This window comes from Spirosoma harenae (genome assembly GCF_054776975.1).
The window spans coordinates 1,052,643-1,073,304 of the sequence record NZ_BAAHBD010000008.1; the positions used below are offsets into that span (position 1 = coordinate 1,052,643).

Genomic DNA, 20,662 nt, shown 5'->3' on the forward strand with positions numbered 1-20,662 from the left:
GATTTTGTTTTTTCGCTTCAAAGAAGCGCTTTCTACAAAATCCGTTTAATCCATAAATCTGCTAAATCCCGGTTCTTTTTTGGTAATTTAAACTATAAATATCGTTATTTACCTAAACTATACGTTAATCATGAAACGACACGTCTTCCTGTTAGTTTTTGGGCTTCTTTCACTATCCGCTGTAGCACAGGGAAAAATAATGATGCTGAAGGATACGGCTACGTATCAGGTAAGTCAGTCTGCGCTTAATAAAAAATTCACGCCCTTAACTGACGTATTCCGAAGCAATTCTGCGGGAGCCTTTGAAGCAATGCGGGAGCGTATGAAACAACTTGAGGCATTCCTTAAAAAGCGAAATGACATTCCGCAAAAAGGATTCAGCCTGCTTGCATACGAATACTATCAGCCAAATGGAATCCCTGCCTACGCCATTCTGCGTCCAGATCGTAACTTGCCCGATTCGGTGCTGGCTCCGATGATTAAATGCTTCAACGATTTCTATTCAACTACTCCTTATCCAGCCACGGGAAATGTTGCGTTTCGTGTGACAACGATGATGCAATACGGCAAATCGGTTAGTACACCCCGTACCGTCCGGCGGGGAGCGGGTATCATTAGTACTCTCGAAGCAGCCAGGAAAACGACCCGTCCCGATACGGTTACGATGTTGGCATTTAATCAGCTGGATTTAACAAGCGTGCCGGAAATTGTTTACCGATTCCCCAAGTTGGAAGAACTAGATTTATCCAACAACGCGCTTCACGAGCTACCCGCCCGGCTGACCGCCGATATTCCTACCCTAAAGCGGCTTAGTGTACTCCGCAATGTGATTCCAAATGATAGTGTGTTCATCACCCGAAACAAGCACCTTCGGTCACTCAATCTGCAAGGAAACAAGCTCACTCAAATTCCCGTATCTGTCCGGCAAAATCGCCGACTTGAAAGTTTGTGGATGGGAAATAATAAGCTAAACGATCTAGCAGATGCCGATGTAAAAACACTCCGCCGAATGCGTCGATTAACCGATCTGAATCTGTACAACGCTGGATTGACCAAGCTACCTGCAACCATCGGCAAGTTAAAGCATGTAAAAGTGCTGGATTTATATTACAACAAGTTTATTCAATTACCTCCTCAACTAGGCCGAATGAAACGTCTGGAGCAGTTGGCGGTTGCTCATAATGAACTTAGAGGTCTACCCGTTTCGCTCACTAAACTCCGTCGATTGCAGGTTTTATATGCGCATCATAATCACCTGAGCCAACTTCCCGATGAATTCAAACGATTCCAAAATCTTCGTGTACTTGACTTAGGATATAATTGGTATGGCATAGCGCCCGATGTGTTAGGCTCTTTATCGACATTAGAAGAGTTATCTCTGAATAACAATAACTTACAGACGTTCCCTAGCATGTTACTTTCTCTTAGAAAACTCAAGAAATTGTACCTCGGAAGTAATCCAATTTTTGGTCAGGAAGCAATGAATAGTCCTTACGCATCTTTGATTAAGCAACTGGAAGCGAACAATACACAAGTAACGTACTAGATTTTGCAGGTAGAATCGGTTTTAAAAGGATAATAACGTTTCATATGGCACTTTTGACAGTTCATCGGATTATGCCTTCTTTACCCAGCGTTGTGTTTCTAGTTTTGACTACCTGATCAGCAACTAGCCTACAGGTTAATCAAACTTCATTCATTTTTAATCAACGCAAATCCAATGAATAATCAAGAAGTTTTGGCTCCTGTGACGAAACAGGCCAACACCCTACGAAATGCCTTCTGGTATAACCATGCCTTAGTAAACGTTCTCGTTAGTGGCGAGCAGACTAATGGTCGCTATGCTCAACTTGAAGTAACTCTCCAGCCGGGTATGGAGCCACCCATGCATACACATTCTCGTGAAGATGAAACCTATTATCTGCTGGATGGATCTATCCAGTTCACGATTGGGGAGCATGTCTTTACGGCCAGAAAGGGCGATTACGTACTGATGCCCAAGAATATTCCGCACACGTTCAACGTATTAACGCCAACGGCGAAAACAGTTCTGACCATAACGCCAGCTGGTTTTGAGAAATTCTTTTGCCATCCACGTTTAGCCAAACCCGCTTTTTATCTGACGCTCCCCCCGGCTCCGCAAGGTCCACCTTCACCTGAATTTATCCAGGCGCTCAAGGAAGTTGGTGAAGAGCTTGGTGTAAGCTTATAATAATTTTGTCCTTCTGACGAAGGAAGAATCTTTAGGTTTCCTGACTCACAACTAGGGCTACTTTAAGATTCTTCCTTCGTCAGAAGGACAAAATTCTGTTTTTCGCTTTTCAGATCAAATTCTGACAACATCTTTACCAAATAATATTCTGCTTAGAATTTTCATAATCAATCTTATAAATAATAAAAAAGCGAGGTATAAACGGAGAAAAATCCAATAATTTTGTGTTCCAGCGGTATTAGTCGGTCAATTGTATGCAAGCTGTTACGTCTCCCCTCTCCACAACACCCACCCGTTTTTCACTCTGGGCGAACCTTATTTCGGTATATATTCTATGGGGGTCAACGTATCTGTTCATTCATTTCATGACCGAACGGATGCCTCCGCTGTATATGGTTGCCGTGCGGTATCTGATTGCTGGTTCTATCCTCTATGGCTATGCCCGCCTGACAGGAACACCCCGTCCGACCCGCCAGCAATGGCAATCAGCAGGATTTATCGGTATTCTGTTACTAGCGATTTCCAATGGGTGTTTATCGATTGGCCTTCAATATATTCCAAGCGGGATGGCGGCCCTTCTGGGTGGCTTATTACCTGTTTATTTGCTTACACTCAACTGGATTTCATTTGGTCGAAAACGCCCAAGTAATCTCGCAATAGCGGGATTGTTAGTGGGTCTGCTTGGCATTTTTCTACTTGTTAAACCTGATAAAATGGAAAGCGCAGGTGGTCTCGACGCCAAACTAATTGGGGCTTCCTTCGTCGCTTTTGGCAATTTTATCTGGGCCATCGGAACCCTCCTAACACCCCGACTCTCATTACCATCAGCTACCATTTCCAGCGGCATACAAATGATTGTTGGCGGTATTGCTACATTACTGCTGAGTTTGATATTGGAACCAATTACGCCACTTAGCATTCTGGATGCGCCAGCCAAAGCCATTGGCTCTATGATATATCTTATCATTTTCGGGAGTATTATCGGTTTTTCTTCCTATTCGTGGCTCGCCCGAAATGCTCCACCTCAGTTGCTGGCTACGTATGCCTTCGTCAATCCCGTAGTAGCTATGCTATTAGGAACATTATTTGCCGGAGAAATTTTTTCAAGTCAATCTTTAATCGGAGCCATCGTCGCCCTAATTGGCGTTGTATTGATTACACTGGGGAGAAAATAATGAGCGAAAGAGTGCTAATCTAGTTATTCGCTCGTTCACTCATTGAACTGGTGGTATGCCGACACTTGTCCAACCGCCATCAACCACTAAGCTCTGACCGGTTATGTGCCGAGAAGCTGGAGAAACGAGAAAAAGAGCCGCATTGGTAATGTCATCAACTGTGGCAGGTCTTCCCATTGGTGTGATGCGCGACCAGGTTGGAATATAAGTCGGATCGTCTAAGGTTCGTTCTGTCAGCGTGGCGCCGGGAGCAATAGCGTTAATTGTAATGCCCAACGGTGAAAAATCGATAACCAATTGCTTTGCCAGCATCTCCAAACCCGCTTTGGTCATGCTATAAACGGGTAATCCCGGATGAGCTATATGTCCTACAACCGATGACATAAACAATACGCTTCCTCCTCTTCCCTGCTCACGCATTTGTGCTGCAGCCATCTGCGCCAGAAAAAAACTACCCCGTAAATTCAGATCAACTATTTTCTGAAAAGCTTCGGGAGTGGTTGTAAATATATCGCCGAAAATAGTGATGCCTGCATTTGCAATGGCAATGTCCAGCGAGCCGAACCGAGAAACAGCACTATCTACCAATTGCCGAACGAAAGCCACATCCGACGCATCACCCGGATAGGCTTCGCAAGTACCTGATTCAATAGACTGACTTTCCTCCTGAATTCGCTGAGCAGCACTGATAGCTGCATTTTCGTTGTAATCATTTAACAGTACATTAGCGCCTTGTTTGACTAAAGCATTCGCAATCGCGAATCCGATGCCAGTTCCAGCTCCAGTAATCAGGGCGGTCTGTCGGGCAAAATTTATCATGCAGCAAGAAATCAGGGTTAAGAATACGTGCGAAATTAGAATAAAATCCGCGTGAGAAAACACTAATTTCGCAGCAAAAATTAGTTGAATATAATGTATACGCTATATGCCATTCCCAATTGTGACACTGTGAAAAAGGCCCGCACCTGGCTGGCTGATCATGGTGTTGATTACCAATTTCATGATTACAAAAAACAAGGTATCGACCGGAAAACGATTGAGCATTGGCTTACTCAAAAGCCTTGGGAGGAATTGGTGAACCGAGCGGGAGCAACCTGGAAAAAACTTCCCGACGATGAAAAACCGACTAATAGCGAAGACGCAATACAACTCATGCTCGACAAAACGTCCGTTATTCGTCGCCCGTTGATTGAAGAGAACGGAAACATTATAGCGTTGGGATTTAAGGAAGAGGCCTATCAGGAAACGTTTTCGGCTTAAGCTTCTGTTTTCAAATAAAGCGCAGAAGCATGTCAAAGAAAACTCTGGATTCACCGGAAGCGGTTAAATTCCTTGTGGATTCATTTTACGAAAAAGTGCAGGTCGACCCGCTACTTGGGCCAGTGTTTACCGATGTAGCACAGGTGGATTGGTCGAAACATTTACCGAAAATGTACGCGTTCTGGGAGTCAATCATTCTTGGCAATAACGCGTATGATGGTCACCCATTTCGACCTCATTTACTTGTCAATCAGAAACATACGCTTACCATCGATCATTTTGAACGTTGGCTACAATTATTCACACAAACGCTTTCTGAGAATTTCACGGGTGAAACGGCCGAACAGGTACGTCAACGTGCCATGCAAATTGCCTTAGTCTGGAACAACAAACTTGAGTACATCAACAACGACTCGTACATGGAGGGGTAAAAAAAACATGCCGAAAGCACTGGACTTTCGGGATGTTTTTTTTTACCCCTCCAAGGTCTGTGTCCTCACAGACCCACTCGCGTCAGCAACTACTACCATCCGGCAGAGGGTCTATGAGGACACAGACCTTGGGGTGATTACTCATCATGTTGACTACTGCTTCGAGAAAACCTTCTTGAGCAGATCGGTTACCCGCGCGGCCGGGTTTTCCCGAATTTTCTTTTCTTCCTGTGCTACCAAAATAAATAGCCCATCAACCGCTTTTCCTGTTGCATACTGAGTCAGGTTTGGATTGGCCTTCTGCACAAATGGAATTTTGTTGTATGTGTTGACCAGATCAGCATAATACTTGGTCGCGTTATTTTTCTTGAGCGTACTATCAATAATTGGCGTAAACTCGGTCACCAATTGCTCCCCGGAAGTACGTCGGAGATATTGCGTAGCAGCATCGTCGGTTCCCCGCAAAATACCCACCGCATCCTGAATACTCATTGATGTAATGGCTTTTACAAACACGGGAGCCGCTTTTTTAGCCGCATCTTCCGCTGCTCTGTTGAGTGATAATTCAAAAGCGTCGACCTGCTTACTAAATCCGATCTGACGAAGTTTGGTGGCTACGTTCTGAGCTTCGGGCGGAAACGCAATTTTCAACAATGGGTTTTTAAAATAGCCGTCTAATTTCGACGCCTGATTGGATCCATTTGTTACGCCTACTCGCAAGGCTTCTTTCAAACCAGAGGCAATATCAGTGCTCGTTAAACCGCCCGATGTACCGGCTGATGGCTGGGTGACCGCGTCCAGAATCTTACCAAAAATCCCACCACCAGATGATTTCTGACGAGTTGAATCCTGCGCGAAACTCGTTTGGTTAAGAACCAGGGCCAGCAATGCCGCCGTAAGAATACGTTTCTTCATGATTGATAAATCAGGTTGCCATTTACTAACAGTCAATGGCACTAAATCGTTTTTTCGTACTTTTGACACGCACAAATGCATAAGGTATAATGGTCGATGAAAATTTATTTTTAGCAGACTGATAATCAGCAGAATAAATTCATCATTACGTCATTCAACCGTTTTTGGCAGGTCATTATGCGCCATGCATTATCTTTTCTTTAACGAATGACCAACACCATCCGTGCCGAAGTAATCACCATTGGTGATGAAATTCTATTCGGACAAATCACTGACACAAATACCCAGTGGATCGGAACCGAACTCACCAATATCGGCATTCGTACCGTCCGAAAATCATCCGTTGGCGATCAGGCTAACGTCATTTTGCAAGTTCTGCACGAAGCCCACCAACGCGCCGATGTCATCATTATTACGGGCGGACTCGGCCCGACCAAAGACGACATTACGAAGAAAACGCTCTGTACGTATTTTGGCGTAGGCATGGTTCGCAACGACAATGCATTGGCTTTTGTGACCAGTTTTTTCGCGAAACGAGGCCGCGAAATGACCGATCTGAATCGTGCTCAGGCCGATCTGCCTGAAAATGCCGTTTATATTCAGAACGATTGGGGCACTGCTCCCGGTATGTGGTTTGAGCATGAAGGGCGAGTTTATGTTTCGCTTCCAGGCGTTCCGTTTGAGATGAAGAATCTCATGACGAATCGAATTCTACCCCGGCTAACTTCGCATTTTCAAACGCCAATTATTAAGCATAAGATCATTCGTACGGTTGCCATTGGTGAATCGTTTCTGGCTGAGCGGATCGAAGCTTGGGAAGATGCCTTGCCCGATCACATTAAATTAGCTTATTTACCTGGTTTTGGCGGAGTAAAACTTCGTCTGACGGCCACTGGTGATGACAATTTACTACTTGATCAGGAGTTGGCTGATCAGGTGGAGAACGTTATGCCACTGATTGCCAAAAACGTGTTCGGTTTCGATGACGATGAACTCGAAGTGGTTGTTGGCAAGTTATTAAAAGAGAAAAACTTGACGCTTGGCGTAGCTGAAAGTTGTACAGGTGGATATGTATCATCCCAAATTACCAAAGTACCAGGCTCGTCTGCTTATTTCTGGGGAAGTATTGTCAGTTATAGCAATGCCGTAAAAGTAACGTCGTTAGGTGTAAAACCTGAAACGCTTGAGCAGTTCGGGGCAGTAAGCGAAGAAACTATCCGGGAAATGGCCGAAGGTGTCCGAGCGGCACTAGGCACCAACGTTGGTATTGCTACAAGCGGTATTGCTGGCCCCGACGGAGGCACAGTTGATAAACCCGTGGGTACCGTGTGGATTGCCTGTGCTACAGACAAAGGAACGATAACACGCTTACTTAAACTCGGTCAATACCGCGATCAAAATATTCAATTAACCAGCACGTATCTGTTAAATATGTTGCGGGAAGAACTAATTAGTTATGAGTGATGAACGATGAGTGATAAATGTGTAATACGTATCACTCATCATTCATCACTCATCGTTCATCACTAAACAAGATGGCTCTGATTGACATGGTTATGCCCAAAATGGGCGAAAGTATAATGGAATGCACGGTAATCACCTGGCTTAAGCAGCCCGGCGACCGTATTGAAGCCGACGAATCGGTGCTGGAAGTAGCTACAGATAAAGTTGATACTGAAGTTCCAGCTCCCCGCTCGGGCATTCTGAAAGAATTATTGGTACACGATGGTGATGTGGTAGCCATTGGTGCGCCAATTGCCCGAATCGAAGTGTCATCGGATGAGTTGGAAGGTAGCGAATCAGATCCGGTTACTGAAGGGCCAGTTACTGAAGGCGCAGAAACTCCGAAAGGTATTGGCGATGTTGCGAATGTTCAGCCTGAGACCGTAAGCCACGAGGTTTCGGAATCAGCCCGCGAGCTTGAGGCTAGTATTTCGGCCATGAGTAGTCGTCCGGCGGTGCATCCTACAACAGCCCACCCAACTCATTTCGAGAATCGATTCTATTCTCCATTGGTGCTGAATATTGCCAGGGAGGAGAAGATTGCACGTGATGAACTGGACCGAATACCGGGTTCGGGTGCACACAATCGCCTGACTAAGAAAGATCTTCTGACTTATCTTAATAATCGCCCGGAACGTGTATCGCAGGGAGCAGAAAACACGGGACAGGCAGTAAAAAATCAAGTCTTAGTTAGTGGTACGCTGGTTATTCCGAAAGCCATATCGCCAGTTTCAGGCTCCTTAAATGGGCAAACTGACATCATTCAGATGGATAGGATGCGCAAAATGATTGCGCAACGGATGGTGGAATCCAAACAGACTTCTCCGCATGTAAGCTCATTTGTAGAAGCGGATATGACGTCTGTGGTGGACTGGCGAACGCGGGTCAAAGATCATTTTAAGCAGCAAACAGGCGAGAATCTAACATTTACGCCTATTCTGGTAGAAGCGGTAGTAAAAGCGATCAAGGATTTTCCGATGATCAATATATCCATCGAAGGTGATTCGATTCTGGTTAAAAAGGCTATAAACATTGGTATGGCAGTCGCATTACCCAGCGGCAATCTGATTGTTCCGGTCATTCACAATGCTGATCAATACAACCTCGTAGGCTTAACCCAAAAGGTAAACGATCTGACTAAACGTGCTCGCGAAAATAAGCTTACTGCCGACGATCTGGCGGGTGGAACCTACACCATCTCCAACATAGGCACATTCGGGAATCTGATGGGAACGCCAATCATTGTGCAGCCACAAGTCGCTATTATGGCTTTTGGCGCTATCGTCAAGAAGCCAGCCGTTATCGAAACACCCCAGGGCGATTTCGTTGGCATTCGTCAATTGATGTTTCTATCGCACTCCTACGATCACCGAGTAGTTGATGGCTCATTAGGTGGTCAATTTGTCCGGCGCGTCGCCGATTACTTAGAACAATTCAAACCGGGATTTAGCTGATTTTAGGATTAAACAGATTTTGTAGAAGGCGCTTCTTTGAAGCGAAAAAACAAAATCAGATTAATCCCTAAATCCATTAAATCCCGGTTCTGGTTCAGACATATATGAAACAACGCATTGCTATTGACATGGATGATGTCATGGCCGACACCCACGCCAAATTTATCCGGCTTTATCTGGAGGGAGAAATGCCTCGCTACACGCTTGAGGAATTGAAAGAAAAGTCTTTCCACGAACTATTTGATGAACATGAGTATAAGGCGATCTCCCAGCGAGTATATGAACCGGGGTTCTTTGCTGACATTCCCGTAATGGAAGGAGCTCAAGACGTAATCGCTGATCTGATGGGGAAATACGAAATTTTTATAGCTTCAGCTGCTCAGGAATTCCCGAATTCACTTCGAGAAAAATGGGATTGGCTTCAAGAGCATTTTCCAGCTATTTCCTGGCGGAATTATATTTTCATGGGCGATAAAAGTGTACTTAATACCGCTTATCTAATTGACGATATGGCCCGTAATTTACGCACATTTCAAGGCGAAGGACTGTTATTCGATGCCTTACACAACCGGGATGAAGTAGGCTTCAAACGCGTAAAATCCTGGCAGGACGTAGCGAAGGTATTGTTGTAGGAAATTCCTTCTGGATAGTACTATCTTCCTATGACTGTGTCCTCACAGTCACCCTTCCGGATGGAATGTTTTGCTGACGCATGGATGAATGTGAGGACACAGTCACGGGGTTTCCAATAAAAAAAGCTCCCCAAATCACTCATTTGGGGAGCTTTTTTATATTTAAATGCTAAGCTTCTGCTTCTTTTTCAAGCTCGACTCGTCGGTCGTGGCCTACTTCCTGCTGAGCCTTTTTCGCTTCAGCCGATGGGCGAAGTCGAACTATATGCAGTTTGTGTAAGATACCAATCAGCGGATAGGTAGGATCGAACTCAAACCATTTGGCTCCAAAATTGGCAGCGTTTGGACGTTTGTGGTGATTATTCTGGAACAACTCCCCCATCATAACCACATCCAGAATCAGCGAATTCTTCGATTTATCCTGATTATCGAAATTCGAGTAGCCGTATTTATGACCGCTCCAGTTGATGATCGCACCGTGCACAGGTCCCATTACAAAATGCACAGGTAACAGGAAGAAAAACGCCCAGTGCATATCCAGGTATATGAAAGCGAAAATATAGAATACACTATAGAGAACGCCCCAGCCAGCCCGCGACACCCACGAATCGCCCACTTTTTCAATGAAACTCCATTCTGGGTAATTCCGGTCAAACTGCTTTTCGATCGCGTATTTACGGTGGAGAACAGCGTTGTAAATATTTTTCGTCTTCCACATCATCGTAAACACATTCTTGGTATGATGAGGGGAGTGAGGATCTTTTTCGGTGTCGCTGAAGGCGTGGTGCATCCGGTGTAATACCGCATACGCACGTGGACTCAAATACGACGAACCTTGGGACACATAGGTTAAGGCGTAGAAAAACCGCTCCCAAAATTTGCTCATTGAGAACATTTTATGGGCTGAGTATCGGTGTAGAAAAAAAGTTTGGCAGAACAGGGACAGATACCAATGCCCAATGAACGCGGCCAGTACAATCACAATGTTGATTGATTAAAGGGTGAAATAACAAGTCACTGAGAATATTCCTACAAAATTAACGGATTTTCGTCGGATTAAGATTCCTATCTCAAAATAATACTTTAATTAATTACTGTTGTTGCGTACTGCAACAGATTAGCGCCCATGCGTAAAGCCTGCTGGCGAACAGGTTCAGGATCATTGTATACACTCTGATCTTCCCAGCCATTGCCCAAATCGCACTCGTAGCTGTAGAAACACACTAATCGTCCCTGATAAATCAAACCGAAACCTTGCGGAGCTTTCCCATCATGTTCATGAACTTTGGGTAAGCCGTTTGGAAATTTAAATTTCTGCTGATACACAGGATGATTGAAAGGCAACTCGACAAAATTTAGTTCAGGAAATACTTTCTTCATCTCCCGGCGGATGAACTTATCCAGACCATAATTATCGTCAATGTGTAAAAACCCTCCCGATATCAGATATCGGCGTATGTTCTGTACGTCGTTATCGTTGAACGTCACGTTTCCGTGGCCGGTCATATGTACAAACGGATAGCCGAAAATGTCAGGACTGCCCGGCTCAACAATATCTTCTTCCGGAAATATATTCATCCGTAAGTTAGCGTTGGCGAATTTGATCAGATTAGGCAATGCCGTTTTATTAGCGTACCAGTCGCCCCCACCACCATATTTCAGCTTGGCAATTTTATAAGCATATTGCGAATTCGGCGCCAGGAATGACGAATGCAGTAAGAGAACTAAAGCAAGAAGTGTTTTCATGCGTTTATAAAATTGAGTAACTGACAAGCTGTTAGGGCGGCAGTTTCTGTACGTAATCGATTCGATCCGAGCGTTACCATCCGAAATCCAGCGTCAACAACTTGTTGAATTTCACGTTCCGAGAAATCACCTTCCGGACCGATTAACACAACGTACTGACTTTCTGGCATTGCCACTTTTGCTAAGTTAACAGGTGGTTTGTTTGTAGGCAAATGTGCAATAAACCGGCCTTCTTCCTGGATTGTTTTTACTAGTTCGGTAAACGGAACAGCCTCATCCAATTGGGGCAAAAACGATTGCAACGATTGTTTCATCGCCGATATGGCAATCTTTTCCAACCGCTCCAGTTTGAGTATACGCCGTTCAGAATGCTGTCCGAAAAAGAAACTGATTCGCTCAATTCCAATTTCAACAGCTTTTTCGACGAACCATTCAATACGGTCCAGATTTTTTGTAGGTGCTACGCAAATTCGGATGGAAAATGGACGCGGTGCCGTTGTTTGGGTATCCGTTATCCGAAATCCGCATCGGCGGGCATCTGCCTGACTAATAACGGCTGAGTGGCAATTTCCGTGCCCATCTGTTACGGCAATCGCATCACCGATGCCAAGGCGCAGCGTTTTGATCGCATGGCGAGAATCATCGTCGGATAAGACATTAACTGACTGTAACGAATCTATGTGAGGCTGATAAAACAAATGCATACGTACATCAAAAATACAAACACAACGAGTTTCATTCGCTATTTGGCATCTACATTACTCCTAAACTACAATAACCTACCCCCTGCAGTCGCCGGAACGGAACCCAGCCCGTCGTTTTTTTGTAACTTTGCAGGATATATTATTCGCTGTGAAAAAAGTTGCTTTTTATACACTCGGCTGCAAACTGAATTTCTCCGAAACGTCGACCCTTGCTCGTTTGATGGAGCAGCATGGTTATGAGCGTGTGGAATTCAACCAGCAACCCGATATCTTCATCATAAACACCTGCTCCGTAACCGATAACGCCGACAAGAAATGCCGGAAAATCGTTCGCGAAGCACAGAAAATAAATCCGGATGGGTACGTGGCTATTCTGGGATGTTATGCCCAATTGAAACCACAGGAAATTTCTGAAATTCCGGGCGTCGATGCGGTTTTAGGAGCTTCTGAGAAATTTCGGCTACACGAAATCATGTCGACGTTCGAGAAAGTGCCGACGGGCCAACCAGCGCAGGTATTTAACTCACCAATTGAAGAAGCTATTGAGTACCATGCCTCCTACTCGCTTAACGACCGAACTCGTACGTTTCTGAAAGTTCAGGATGGCTGCGATTACCCTTGTGCCTATTGTACAATTCCATTGGCGAGGGGAAAAAGTCGTTCCGATACGGTCGCCAACGTTGTAAAAGCGGCCCACGAAATTGCAAAGCGGGGTGTAAAAGAAATTGTCCTGACGGGCGTAAATATCGGCGATTTTGGGCTGGGCAATGGCACTGGGGTGGCGCCCCACCGGCAGGAAACTTTTTTCGATCTGGTAAAAGCATTGGATGAGGTAGAAGGTATTGAGCGTTTCCGAATTTCGAGCATCGAACCCAACCTGCTTACGGATGAAATAATTGCGTTTGTGGCCCAATCGAAGCGATTTGTTCCTCATTTTCATGTGCCTTTGCAATCGGGCAGTAATCGAGTGCTGGGCCTGATGCGTCGCCGATATAAGCGCGAACTGTATGCTGATCGCGTACAGAAAATAAAGGAGTTGATGCCCCATGCCTGCATCGGGGTCGATGTAATTGTGGGTCATCCCGGCGAAACCGATGTGGAGTTCAAAGAGACGTATTTGTTTCTAAATGAACTTCCTGTCTCCTATCTGCATGTATTTACCTACTCCGAACGCCCAGCTACAACAGCCTTAGGTATTAAGCCAGTTGTAGCTGGCCATGTGCGTGCTGAACGGTCGAAAATGCTGCATATTTTATCCGATAAGAAGCGTAGAGCTTTTTATGAATCTCAACTCGGCAAGAAAGCTACTGTCTTATTTGAAGAGGACGTTCAGGATGGGCTTATGCAGGGCTTTACCGAAAATTACGTTCGGGTTGTGGCTAAATACGACCCGCTACTCATCAACGAAACGCTTCCTGTGCGTTTAACAGCAATTAATGCGGAAGGGTTAGTGGAAGTTGAGGAGCCTGAACTTGTATTGGAGCATCACTGAGCGTTACTAATTCGCAGAACGTTAAATCGTCACACAGTAAATACCAACCAATTAGGTATTTATGCGCTAGCATACTCCATATTTTCCTACACTAATTCCTATGAATCTTATCGCAAAAATTCTGATTGGCCTTGTTGCTGTTGAGCACATCTATATTCTATGGCTGGAAATGTTTGCCTGGACAACCAGAGGGCGCAAAACATTTCGGTCGTTCCCATCTGATTTATTCGAACCTACCAAATCGCTAGCCGCCAACCAAGGACTTTACAATGGCTTTTTAGCGGCTGGCCTGATCTGGTCGTTGTTGATTCAGAATACTGCCTGGTCTATATATGTTGCGATATTCTTTCTTAGCTGCGTTATCGTAGCTGGCGTTTTTGGTGCTCTCACAGCGCAGAAATCCATTTTTTGGGTACAGGCAATGCCAGCGATAGTCGCTTTAATCGCGGTTCACCTATAAGCTATTTGAGATTAACCCCGACCAATTATTAACTGATCCTGTAAAAACAGGAAACCGCCCCCAAGCGGGAGCGGCTCCATGAGTACAACAAAACCACAGATAAAACTGCCAGACATATGGCCAGACAGGGTGCCTGTGGCTCTGTCGATGAATGCTAGTATAGGTCGTATTAGGTATGACTACTACGTATAGCTACTATTAGATGTATGGTATATGATGTATGATATAGGATATACTCTTTGTTGAATATATCCTATATCATACCCATTCAATTATTCTGCTTCAATGAGGAACTCATCGTGCTGGCTTACGTCCAGACCAACTTTCTCATCTTCTTCGGTTACACGCAATGGCAGGATCAGATCCGTTACCTTCAGCAGGACATACGACATTACGAAAGCAAAGACTGATACAGCTACCAGCGCAATCATGTGATTCACGAACAAGGTAGTTTGACCAAATGCAAGACCTTCGTCAACAACAGCCGAGTTTACACCTTTGCTAGCGAAAATACCCGTCATAACCATACCAACCATACCACCAACACCGTGGCAAGGGAATACGTCTAGTGTATCATCCAGCGTTGATTTCGACCGCAGATGAGCAATGTAGTTCGAGATGATCGCACCAACAGTTCCGATAAAGATGGCAGTTGGAACCGTGACAAAACCAGCCGCTGGCGTGATAGCAACCAGACCAACAACAGCACCGATACAGAAACCAAGAGCAGATACTTTCTTGCCTTTAGCCGCATCGAACAATACCCAGGCCAGACCAGCAGCCGCAGCAGCCGTGTTTGTTGTAGCGAAAGCCGAAGCAGCCAGCGGAGTAGCCCCTACAGCAGAACCCGCGTTGAAGCCAAACCAACCGAACCACAGCAAACCTGTACCTAACAAAACGAATGGAATGTTCGCTGGTGGGAAATAGCTGGCTTCGATTTGCGACTTCCGACGTTTCAGATACAAAGCACCCGCCAGAGCAGCCCAACCGGCCGACATATGCACAACTGTACCCCCAGCGAAGTCAAGTACGCCGAGCTTGAATAGAATTCCTTCTGGATGCCAGGTCATATGCGCCAATGGAGCATAAACGAACAGGCTGAACAGAATCATAAATAATACGTACGACCGGAAGTTGATCCGCTCAGCCATCGAGCCCGTTACAAGAGCAGGGGTGATAACGGCAAATTTCAGCTGGAAGAACGCAAAGACAACCAACGGAATTGAAGCCGCCAGCGACCAGGGTTTTCCGTCGAGTACGCCTTTGAACATGAAGTGATCCATTGGGTTACCAACGAATCCACCAATCGACGTACCAAACGCCAGGCTGAATCCGACAACTACCCACAACACACTGATTACTCCCATGGCGATAAAGCTCTGCAACATGGTAGAGATCACGTTTTTGCTGTTGACCATACCACCATAGAAATACGCTAAACCAGGCGTCATTAACAATACGAGTGCTGTCGCAACAAGCATCCAGGCTGTATCACCACTGTTGATACCTTCTGTCACGATTTGCGTAGGAACGCCATTAAAGCCAGGCAACACGCCGAGAACAGCGAATATTCCCAGCAAAATCAGAGGAACGTAATTGGGCTTTTGCATGATAATTGAGGTTTTTTGTTGTACTGAAATAATTGAAAAATAGGTTAAGAAAACGGGGGATACGGATTAGAATTTAAAGATGGCTGCCATACCCAGCGTGGCCTGCGATTTCGACAATGAACCATCGTTTTTCTCGAATTTATTAGCGGAGTAGCTATCGATCCGGAGTTCAGGCTTAAGGAGCACGTGACCGTCAGCAGCCGTGATATTGCCTGTCACAGTGATTGAGTTCACACTAGCACCGGCACCAGTTGCATCAAGCAGAGCCCGTACGCCTTTTTTGTTGTCGAAACTCTCATACCGAACGCCTAGACCAAATTTATCCGTGAAGGCATAGTTTGAATAGACGGCAAACCCACCCCAGGTTCCTGAAGTAGCCGGACCACCGTAACCCTGATAATCACCTTTTTGCGAACCAGTTGCAGCATTCAACCCCAGGAAGAACTTCGATGTAATCTGATAAGTGGTCGTTAAATCAAGCACCATATAGCTGGCATCGTCAGCTTTCACGGCTACCGTTCCGTTCGGGTTAGTGATATCATTCGATGCTTCGTTCGAGAAGATACCATTCAGATATACATTCCATCCAGAAACCGGCGCAAAGAAGAACTGGCCGATCAAGCCTTTCTTTTTGTTGTTATCAAAGATGTTATCAACGTTATTGACAACCCCTACCATTAAAGATGCCCGATCGCTGAACGCATATTGTGCTTTTAAACCGATGTGATAGAATGGGCCATTATTGAATAGGTTGGAAAGCGAATAGTTGTAGTTAACAGGAGCGTCGATGACTTCGTAGCCGATGTGGGTACCAAATTGCCCAGCCGTAATGGAGAATTTGCTGGATGGCTTGAAGGTAATGTAAGCCTGTTTGATTGCTAACGAGGTTGAGCCAGCTCCCAGAAATCCTACATTGTTGCCGTAGTTCCCTAAGTCAGCAAATGGACCAAATGCCAAGTCCATTACAGCATCAACTTTATCGGCTGTGTAAACTGCTTTTGCCTGAATTAAACCGATACCAAACTGGCCAGCTTTTTGGTCAAATGCCCGAGCAGTACCAGCAACTCCAGGTCCGCTTAACCCTAAGTTCGACTGGCTTTTGGGGTTATTGAAGTTCCCGAAGTAGTACGTGTCTAAGTATCCAGAGAACGTAAATTTCCCCGAAGTAGCTGTGGAATCCTGTGCCTGAGCGGCAAAACCTAAAAACAAAGAACTAAGAAGTAAAATTGCTTTTTTCATACTATAAATTTGGTTGTGCAGAGCGGTTACCGTGGTCTTATTTCGAAGCAAATTTTGTTACATAATTTATTATCCGCAAGTAATAGTCCAAAAAAAATAGGTGTTTTTGTGTTTTTTTATCAATATTGTTTAAAATATGCTACTAAATCTGGTATAAATACTGAAATATTGAATAAAATCTTTAAATAGATTATATTTGGCATATTAATCTATTCGCCAAATATTATTTTATTTTAAAAACTAACTATTTTATCAGGTAAGTTCTTCCTTTTCACGGCTTTAAGATTTGGCAAAACACAACAAGGCCCGCTCAAATTCATGAGCGGGCCTTGCCAAAAATGATAAACCTATAACTAACTAAGCTTCAGCATGAAGCCATGCCTTTTTCGACAATAGCGTCTCTTCGTCTTCTTCGTGATCCGGGTCTGGCACACAGCAGTCAACCGGGCACACAGCAGCACATTGAGGCTCTTCGTGAAAGCCCATGCATTCTGTGCATTTGTCGGCTACAATATAATAGAACTCGTTTGAAACAGGAGATTGAGGATCTTTACCACTCACTACGGTTCCATCGCCGAAATCGACTTCGGTCAGCTCAGTTCCACCACCCCATGTCCATTCAACACCACCTTCATAGATGGCCGTATTGGGACATTCAGGTTCGCAGGCACCACAGTTGATGCACTCGTCGGTAATCATGATTGCCATGAGCAATACAAATTTATGTACGGTAATTCTGTAACTTCTTGAATCAGACAACAAATATAACTATTTAAAGGTTGGCGTCAAACTAAAATTAAATTACATTAGTTGATGGTGTATTCCATTTGATTATCCAATTCATGCTTCAAACAGAACGCCTGCAAACGTTCGTAGCCCTGGGCGACTTTCTACGCTCCGCTGACGCGCAACCTGAATTACTGGAAATTGCGTACCGGGCTCATCATAAAAATAACTGGTTTACACCTGCCAATTCGTTGAATGCCTTACATGCCATTGCAGACGAATTTCTTTCGGCAGATAAGCTGACAGCTTGGCTTAGTGCCTATCAATCTACCCCCGAAACACCCCGTTCGATTGGGGTAGTCATGGCAGGCAATATTCCAGCTGTCGGCTTCCACGATCTGCTTTGCGTGCTCATCAGTGGGCATAAATTATTGGCCAAACTAAGTAGTCAGGATTTTGTACTTATCCACTATTTAATACAAAAATTAAAGGAGCTCAATCCTGCCTTCACAGAATGGATCGAAGAGGCTGAACGGCTCAATGCAGCCGATGCATTTATTGCTACCGGCAGTAATAATACATCGCGCTATTTCGAGTATTACTTTGCGAAAAAGCCGCATATTATCCGTAAAAACCGCACATCGGTCGGTTTATTAATGGGCGAAGAAAATGAGGATGAATTCCAGAAATTAGGTCACGATATATCTGATTACTACGGCCTTGGCTGCCGTAATGTATCGACAATACTCGTTCCTGACGATTACGATTTTACGCCGTTACTACGAACCCTGGAACCCAACGCAAAAGCCTACCTGGATAACCATAAATACCAGAATAATTACGATTATAATAAGTCGATTTACCTTATCAATGCCGTTCCCCATTTAGACAATGGGTATATGTTGCTCACTGAAAATACTGGACTAGTCTCTCCTATTTCGGTCTTGTATTATCAACCATATCGAGCACAGGCCGACGCAGCTGCCTGGCTAGTCGAACGCAGCGAACAGATTCAGGTTGTTGCCTCTGCACAAAACTGGTTTTCTGGACATACAACGTTATCAACAGTTGCCTTTGGGCAGACCCAGAGGCCTAGTCTGAGCGATTATGCAGATGGCGTAGATACGATGGCATTTCTGGCGCAGCTTTAAGAATAAAGATCTCCGTTTGAATGTCATTGTTTAGATAGAAATAGAATTTATGATAGTTATGCTTTTTACGGTAACGATGCCTTAACGAAATCTTTAAAAAATCATAACTATCATACGATTCTGTTAGTGGCGCTTTTGAGGTTTTATCGTCTAACTTGCGTAAAAGTCTATTTAGCCACTCAATGCCTACTCATAAAGCATTTTTATTACTGATTATCAGTCTCCTTCAGATCTCGGTAATCAATGGACAGGCCGTTAAGAAAAAAGCCCTATTTATAATTGTCGATGGCATTCCGACCGATGTAATTGAAAAGGTAGAAACTCCGCATTTAGATGCTATTGCTAAAGTAGGCGGTTACGCCCGGGCACATGTTGGTGGTCAGAAAGGTACCTATTCCCAAACGCCGACCATTTCGGCTGTAGGCTACAATAGTTTATTAACAGGAACCTGGGTAAATAAACACAACGTCTGGGACAACAACATTAAAGCCCCGAATTATAACTACTGGACAATTTTTCGATTTTTCAAAAATCAATATCCGAAAAAGAAAACCGCCATTTTTTCAACCTGGCTCGACAACCGGACCAAGCTTGTTGGCGAAGGATTACAGGAAACACAACCGCTGCGAATTGATTATAAGTTGGATGGTTTAGAGAAAGATACGGTTCAGTTTCCGCACGATAACGATTCCCAGTACATTCATAAAATCGACGAGAAAGTAGTCAATACAGCAGCCGCTTATCTAACAAAACAAGGACCTGATTTGACCTGGGTTTATCTTGAATATACTGACGACATGGGCCATAAGTACGGCGATAGCGATCGGCTTTACGACGCCGTAAAAATCATGGATGATCAGATGGGTCGTCTCTGGGAAGCGGTACAATACCGTCAAAGAACCTACGGCGAAGACTGGCAAGTGTTTATCACAACCGACCACGGACGGACGGCTGATACGGGTAAAAACCATGGCGGTCAGTCGGACCGGGAGCGTAGTACATGGATCGTTACCAATGCGAAAGGACTCAATAATTACTTCCGAAAATCAGTACCGGGCATTGTCGACATTATGCCGACAATGGCCAATCACCTGAATGTTAAACTTCCAAAAGAAAAATCTTTCGAAATCGATGGTATTCCGCTAACAGGCAAACTCTCTCTGATTCAGCCTGTAGTGAAAAAGGAAAGTAAAACAATCACGGTTACCTGGACGCCGGTCGAACCAGAAGGGACGGTTAAAATCTGGCTCTCGACAACCAATCATTTTGAGGAAGGCAAACCCGATTCTTATCAGTTGATGACTGAAGTCCCTCTTAATTCATCAAAAGCCGTTATCAACGTATCGAAGTTGCCTACTGGCTTTTATAAGGTTGTGCTGGAAGGGCGATATAATCTGTTAAATCGCTGGATTGTTGAGTAACAACTGTAATAACGTGCCAAAGTCGTAATCGCCAAAACCCTGGAATGCTCCAACAAGTTAGTATAGTCGAGGCTATAGGCGCTTGACTATGCCTCATTCATCTTTTCGACTCGACATTATGGTTATGAATGAGAAAAATGTAAAAAAAATCGCCAGGGTTCTATTAGGCGCTAATTTAATTTTCGCTGGAATCAGTCATCTAACAATTGCCCGTAAAGCATTCAGGGCGCAAGTTCCCAACTTTGTTCCGTTGAAGAAAGATGATACAGTTGTCTATTCAGGTATAGCCGAGATCGCGCTAGGAAGTAGTCTCGTATTAACCGACGAAAAGCACCAGCAGGCAATAGGCAAAGTAGCCGCTTCATTCTTTACAGCCGTTTTCCCTGGTAATATTGCTCAGTATGTTCACCATCGAAGTGCTTTCGGCTTAGATACGGATCAGAAACGATTTATACGGCTATTTTTCCAACCTGTGCTCGTCTATTGGGCATTAAAAAGTACCGATAACATATAAAAATCAACCCTGCCTGC

The 20,662-nt window shown here is 44.6% G+C and carries 21 protein-coding genes; 13 read left to right on the plus strand and 8 right to left on the minus strand.

What is annotated here, in order from left to right:
- Positions 1 to 130: 130 nt before the first annotated feature.
- The 3 genes from ACYVE4_RS12735 (at position 131) to ACYVE4_RS12745 (ending at position 3,387) form a co-directional block, all read left to right on the plus strand.
- Positions 131 to 1,546: a leucine-rich repeat domain-containing protein gene (locus ACYVE4_RS12735; RefSeq protein ID WP_461040320.1), complete on the plus strand. Its 1,416-nt coding sequence runs from the start codon at positions 131 to 133 to the stop codon at positions 1,544 to 1,546.
- Positions 1,547 to 1,720: 174 nt separating this feature from the next.
- Entirely contained in the window at positions 1,721 to 2,212 is a 492-nt protein-coding gene (locus ACYVE4_RS12740; RefSeq protein ID WP_461040321.1) for a cupin domain-containing protein, read from the plus strand.
- 254 nt (positions 2,213 to 2,466) lie between these two features.
- Entirely contained in the window at positions 2,467 to 3,387 is a 921-nt protein-coding gene (locus tag ACYVE4_RS12745) for an EamA family transporter (protein WP_461040322.1), read from the plus strand.
- Positions 3,388 to 3,426: 39 nt separating this feature from the next.
- Here ACYVE4_RS12745 and ACYVE4_RS12750 read toward each other — a convergent pair whose 3' ends face one another.
- Complete coding sequence (locus ACYVE4_RS12750; RefSeq protein WP_461040324.1) at positions 3,427 to 4,206, minus strand: SDR family NAD(P)-dependent oxidoreductase; 780 nt, start codon at positions 4,204 to 4,206, stop codon at positions 3,427 to 3,429.
- A 93-nt stretch (positions 4,207 to 4,299) separates the two neighbouring features.
- Here ACYVE4_RS12750 and ACYVE4_RS12755 point away from each other — a divergent pair, with 93 nt between their 5' ends.
- Both ACYVE4_RS12755 and ACYVE4_RS12760 read left to right on the plus strand, forming a co-directional pair.
- A complete protein-coding gene (locus tag ACYVE4_RS12755; RefSeq protein WP_461040326.1) occupies positions 4,300 to 4,647 on the plus strand; it encodes an ArsC family reductase in 348 nt (115 codons plus the stop codon).
- A gap of 29 nt (positions 4,648 to 4,676) precedes the next feature.
- Complete coding sequence (locus ACYVE4_RS12760; protein ID WP_461040327.1) at positions 4,677 to 5,078, plus strand: group III truncated hemoglobin; 402 nt, start codon at positions 4,677 to 4,679, stop codon at positions 5,076 to 5,078.
- Between the two features lie 153 nt (positions 5,079 to 5,231).
- Here the strand turns inward: ACYVE4_RS12760 and ACYVE4_RS12765 are convergent, their stop codons facing one another.
- Complete coding sequence (locus ACYVE4_RS12765) at positions 5,232 to 5,996, minus strand: DUF4197 domain-containing protein (RefSeq protein WP_461040397.1); 765 nt, start codon at positions 5,994 to 5,996, stop codon at positions 5,232 to 5,234.
- Positions 5,997 to 6,200: 204 nt separating this feature from the next.
- Between ACYVE4_RS12765 and ACYVE4_RS12770 the strand changes: the two genes are divergently transcribed.
- The 3 genes from ACYVE4_RS12770 (at position 6,201) to ACYVE4_RS12780 (ending at position 9,582) form a co-directional block, all read left to right on the plus strand.
- Positions 6,201 to 7,457 (plus strand): competence/damage-inducible protein A, encoded by a 1,257-nt coding sequence (locus ACYVE4_RS12770; RefSeq protein WP_461040328.1) that lies wholly within the window; start codon positions 6,201 to 6,203, stop codon positions 7,455 to 7,457.
- 71 nt (positions 7,458 to 7,528) lie between these two features.
- Positions 7,529 to 8,950: a dihydrolipoamide acetyltransferase family protein gene (locus tag ACYVE4_RS12775; protein ID WP_461040330.1), complete on the plus strand. Its 1,422-nt coding sequence runs from the start codon at positions 7,529 to 7,531 to the stop codon at positions 8,948 to 8,950.
- A 104-nt stretch (positions 8,951 to 9,054) separates the two neighbouring features.
- Positions 9,055 to 9,582, plus strand: coding sequence for a 5' nucleotidase, NT5C type (locus ACYVE4_RS12780; protein WP_461040331.1), 528 nt, complete (start codon positions 9,055 to 9,057; stop codon positions 9,580 to 9,582).
- A 169-nt stretch (positions 9,583 to 9,751) separates the two neighbouring features.
- Here the strand turns inward: ACYVE4_RS12780 and ACYVE4_RS12785 are convergent, their stop codons facing one another.
- From ACYVE4_RS12785 to ACYVE4_RS12795, 3 genes are all read right to left on the minus strand, one after another.
- Positions 9,752 to 10,564, minus strand: a complete 813-nt coding sequence (locus ACYVE4_RS12785) for an acyl-CoA desaturase (protein ID WP_461040333.1) — start codon at positions 10,562 to 10,564, stop codon at positions 9,752 to 9,754.
- A 101-nt stretch (positions 10,565 to 10,665) separates the two neighbouring features.
- Positions 10,666 to 11,328, minus strand: a complete 663-nt coding sequence (locus ACYVE4_RS12790) for a DUF4159 domain-containing protein (protein WP_461040334.1) — start codon at positions 11,326 to 11,328, stop codon at positions 10,666 to 10,668.
- Positions 11,325 to 12,032, minus strand: a complete 708-nt coding sequence (locus ACYVE4_RS12795) for a 16S rRNA (uracil(1498)-N(3))-methyltransferase (RefSeq protein ID WP_461040335.1) — start codon at positions 12,030 to 12,032, stop codon at positions 11,325 to 11,327. The genes ACYVE4_RS12790 and ACYVE4_RS12795 overlap by 4 nt, the downstream gene beginning before the upstream one ends.
- A 148-nt stretch (positions 12,033 to 12,180) precedes the next feature.
- Between ACYVE4_RS12795 and mtaB the strand changes: the two genes are divergently transcribed.
- A complete protein-coding gene (gene mtaB, locus ACYVE4_RS12800; protein ID WP_461040337.1) occupies positions 12,181 to 13,524 on the plus strand; it encodes a tRNA (N(6)-L-threonylcarbamoyladenosine(37)-C(2))-methylthiotransferase MtaB in 1,344 nt (447 codons plus the stop codon).
- Positions 13,525 to 13,624: 100 nt separating this feature from the next.
- Positions 13,625 to 13,984 (plus strand): DUF1304 domain-containing protein, encoded by a 360-nt coding sequence (locus tag ACYVE4_RS12805; RefSeq protein WP_461040339.1) that lies wholly within the window; start codon positions 13,625 to 13,627, stop codon positions 13,982 to 13,984.
- 272 nt (positions 13,985 to 14,256) lie between these two features.
- Here ACYVE4_RS12805 and ACYVE4_RS12810 read toward each other — a convergent pair whose 3' ends face one another.
- The 3 genes from ACYVE4_RS12810 to ACYVE4_RS12820 form a co-directional block, all read right to left on the minus strand.
- Entirely contained in the window at positions 14,257 to 15,594 is a 1,338-nt protein-coding gene (locus ACYVE4_RS12810; protein WP_461040341.1) for an ammonium transporter, read from the minus strand.
- Between the two features lie 66 nt (positions 15,595 to 15,660).
- Complete coding sequence (locus tag ACYVE4_RS12815) at positions 15,661 to 16,833, minus strand: porin (RefSeq protein ID WP_461040343.1); 1,173 nt, start codon at positions 16,831 to 16,833, stop codon at positions 15,661 to 15,663.
- A gap of 357 nt (positions 16,834 to 17,190) precedes the next feature.
- Positions 17,191 to 17,541: a 4Fe-4S dicluster domain-containing protein gene (locus ACYVE4_RS12820; RefSeq protein WP_461040344.1), complete on the minus strand. Its 351-nt coding sequence runs from the start codon at positions 17,539 to 17,541 to the stop codon at positions 17,191 to 17,193.
- Positions 17,542 to 17,675: 134 nt separating this feature from the next.
- On the opposite strand from ACYVE4_RS12820, the gene ACYVE4_RS12825 reads away from it, so the two are divergent.
- The 3 genes from ACYVE4_RS12825 to ACYVE4_RS12835 all read left to right on the plus strand — a co-directional run bounded on the left by ACYVE4_RS12825 (position 17,676) and on the right by ACYVE4_RS12835 (position 20,645).
- The gene (locus ACYVE4_RS12825; protein WP_461040345.1) at positions 17,676 to 18,710 is read left to right on the plus strand and encodes an acyl-CoA reductase; all 1,035 of its coding nucleotides are present in this window, start codon (positions 17,676 to 17,678) and stop codon (positions 18,708 to 18,710) included.
- A 182-nt stretch (positions 18,711 to 18,892) separates the two neighbouring features.
- The gene (locus ACYVE4_RS12830; RefSeq protein ID WP_461040347.1) at positions 18,893 to 20,131 is read left to right on the plus strand and encodes an alkaline phosphatase family protein; all 1,239 of its coding nucleotides are present in this window, start codon (positions 18,893 to 18,895) and stop codon (positions 20,129 to 20,131) included.
- A gap of 124 nt (positions 20,132 to 20,255) precedes the next feature.
- Positions 20,256 to 20,645 carry a DoxX family protein gene (locus ACYVE4_RS12835; protein WP_461040399.1) on the plus strand — a complete coding sequence of 130 codons (390 nt, stop codon included), beginning with the start codon at positions 20,256 to 20,258 and terminating at the stop codon, positions 20,643 to 20,645.
- The last annotated feature ends 17 nt before the right edge of the window (positions 20,646 to 20,662 follow it).

What these genes read in the sequence shown, in the direction of transcription:
- ACYVE4_RS12770 (WP_461040328.1), top strand. Translation starts at nt 6,201, where the DNA reads ATGACCAACACCATCCGTGCCGAAGTAATCACCATTGGTGATGAAATT.
- ACYVE4_RS12780 (WP_461040331.1), top strand. Translation starts at nt 9,055, where the DNA reads ATGAAACAACGCATTGCTATTGACATGGATGATGTCATGGCCGACACC.
- ACYVE4_RS12835 (WP_461040399.1), top strand. Translation starts at nt 20,256, where the DNA reads ATGAATGAGAAAAATGTAAAAAAAATCGCCAGGGTTCTATTAGGCGCT.
- ACYVE4_RS12820 (WP_461040344.1), bottom strand. Translation starts at nt 17,541, where the DNA reads ATGGCAATCATGATTACCGACGAGTGCATCAACTGTGGTGCCTGCGAA.
- ACYVE4_RS12760 (WP_461040327.1), top strand. Translation starts at nt 4,677, where the DNA reads ATGTCAAAGAAAACTCTGGATTCACCGGAAGCGGTTAAATTCCTTGTG.
- ACYVE4_RS12795 (WP_461040335.1), bottom strand. Translation starts at nt 12,032, where the DNA reads ATGCATTTGTTTTATCAGCCTCACATAGATTCGTTACAGTCAGTTAAT.
- ACYVE4_RS12830 (WP_461040347.1), top strand. Translation starts at nt 18,893, where the DNA reads ATGCCTACTCATAAAGCATTTTTATTACTGATTATCAGTCTCCTTCAG.
- ACYVE4_RS12755 (WP_461040326.1), top strand. Translation starts at nt 4,300, where the DNA reads ATGTATACGCTATATGCCATTCCCAATTGTGACACTGTGAAAAAGGCC.
- ACYVE4_RS12825 (WP_461040345.1), top strand. Translation starts at nt 17,676, where the DNA reads ATGCTTCAAACAGAACGCCTGCAAACGTTCGTAGCCCTGGGCGACTTT.
- ACYVE4_RS12805 (WP_461040339.1), top strand. Translation starts at nt 13,625, where the DNA reads ATGAATCTTATCGCAAAAATTCTGATTGGCCTTGTTGCTGTTGAGCAC.
- ACYVE4_RS12740 (WP_461040321.1), top strand. Translation starts at nt 1,721, where the DNA reads ATGAATAATCAAGAAGTTTTGGCTCCTGTGACGAAACAGGCCAACACC.
- ACYVE4_RS12775 (WP_461040330.1), top strand. Translation starts at nt 7,529, where the DNA reads ATGGCTCTGATTGACATGGTTATGCCCAAAATGGGCGAAAGTATAATG.
- ACYVE4_RS12745 (WP_461040322.1), top strand. Translation starts at nt 2,467, where the DNA reads ATGCAAGCTGTTACGTCTCCCCTCTCCACAACACCCACCCGTTTTTCA.
- ACYVE4_RS12750 (WP_461040324.1), bottom strand. Translation starts at nt 4,206, where the DNA reads ATGATAAATTTTGCCCGACAGACCGCCCTGATTACTGGAGCTGGAACT.
- ACYVE4_RS12810 (WP_461040341.1), bottom strand. Translation starts at nt 15,594, where the DNA reads ATGCAAAAGCCCAATTACGTTCCTCTGATTTTGCTGGGAATATTCGCT.
- ACYVE4_RS12735 (WP_461040320.1), top strand. Translation starts at nt 131, where the DNA reads ATGAAACGACACGTCTTCCTGTTAGTTTTTGGGCTTCTTTCACTATCC.
- ACYVE4_RS12815 (WP_461040343.1), bottom strand. Translation starts at nt 16,833, where the DNA reads ATGAAAAAAGCAATTTTACTTCTTAGTTCTTTGTTTTTAGGTTTTGCC.
- ACYVE4_RS12790 (WP_461040334.1), bottom strand. Translation starts at nt 11,328, where the DNA reads ATGAAAACACTTCTTGCTTTAGTTCTCTTACTGCATTCGTCATTCCTG.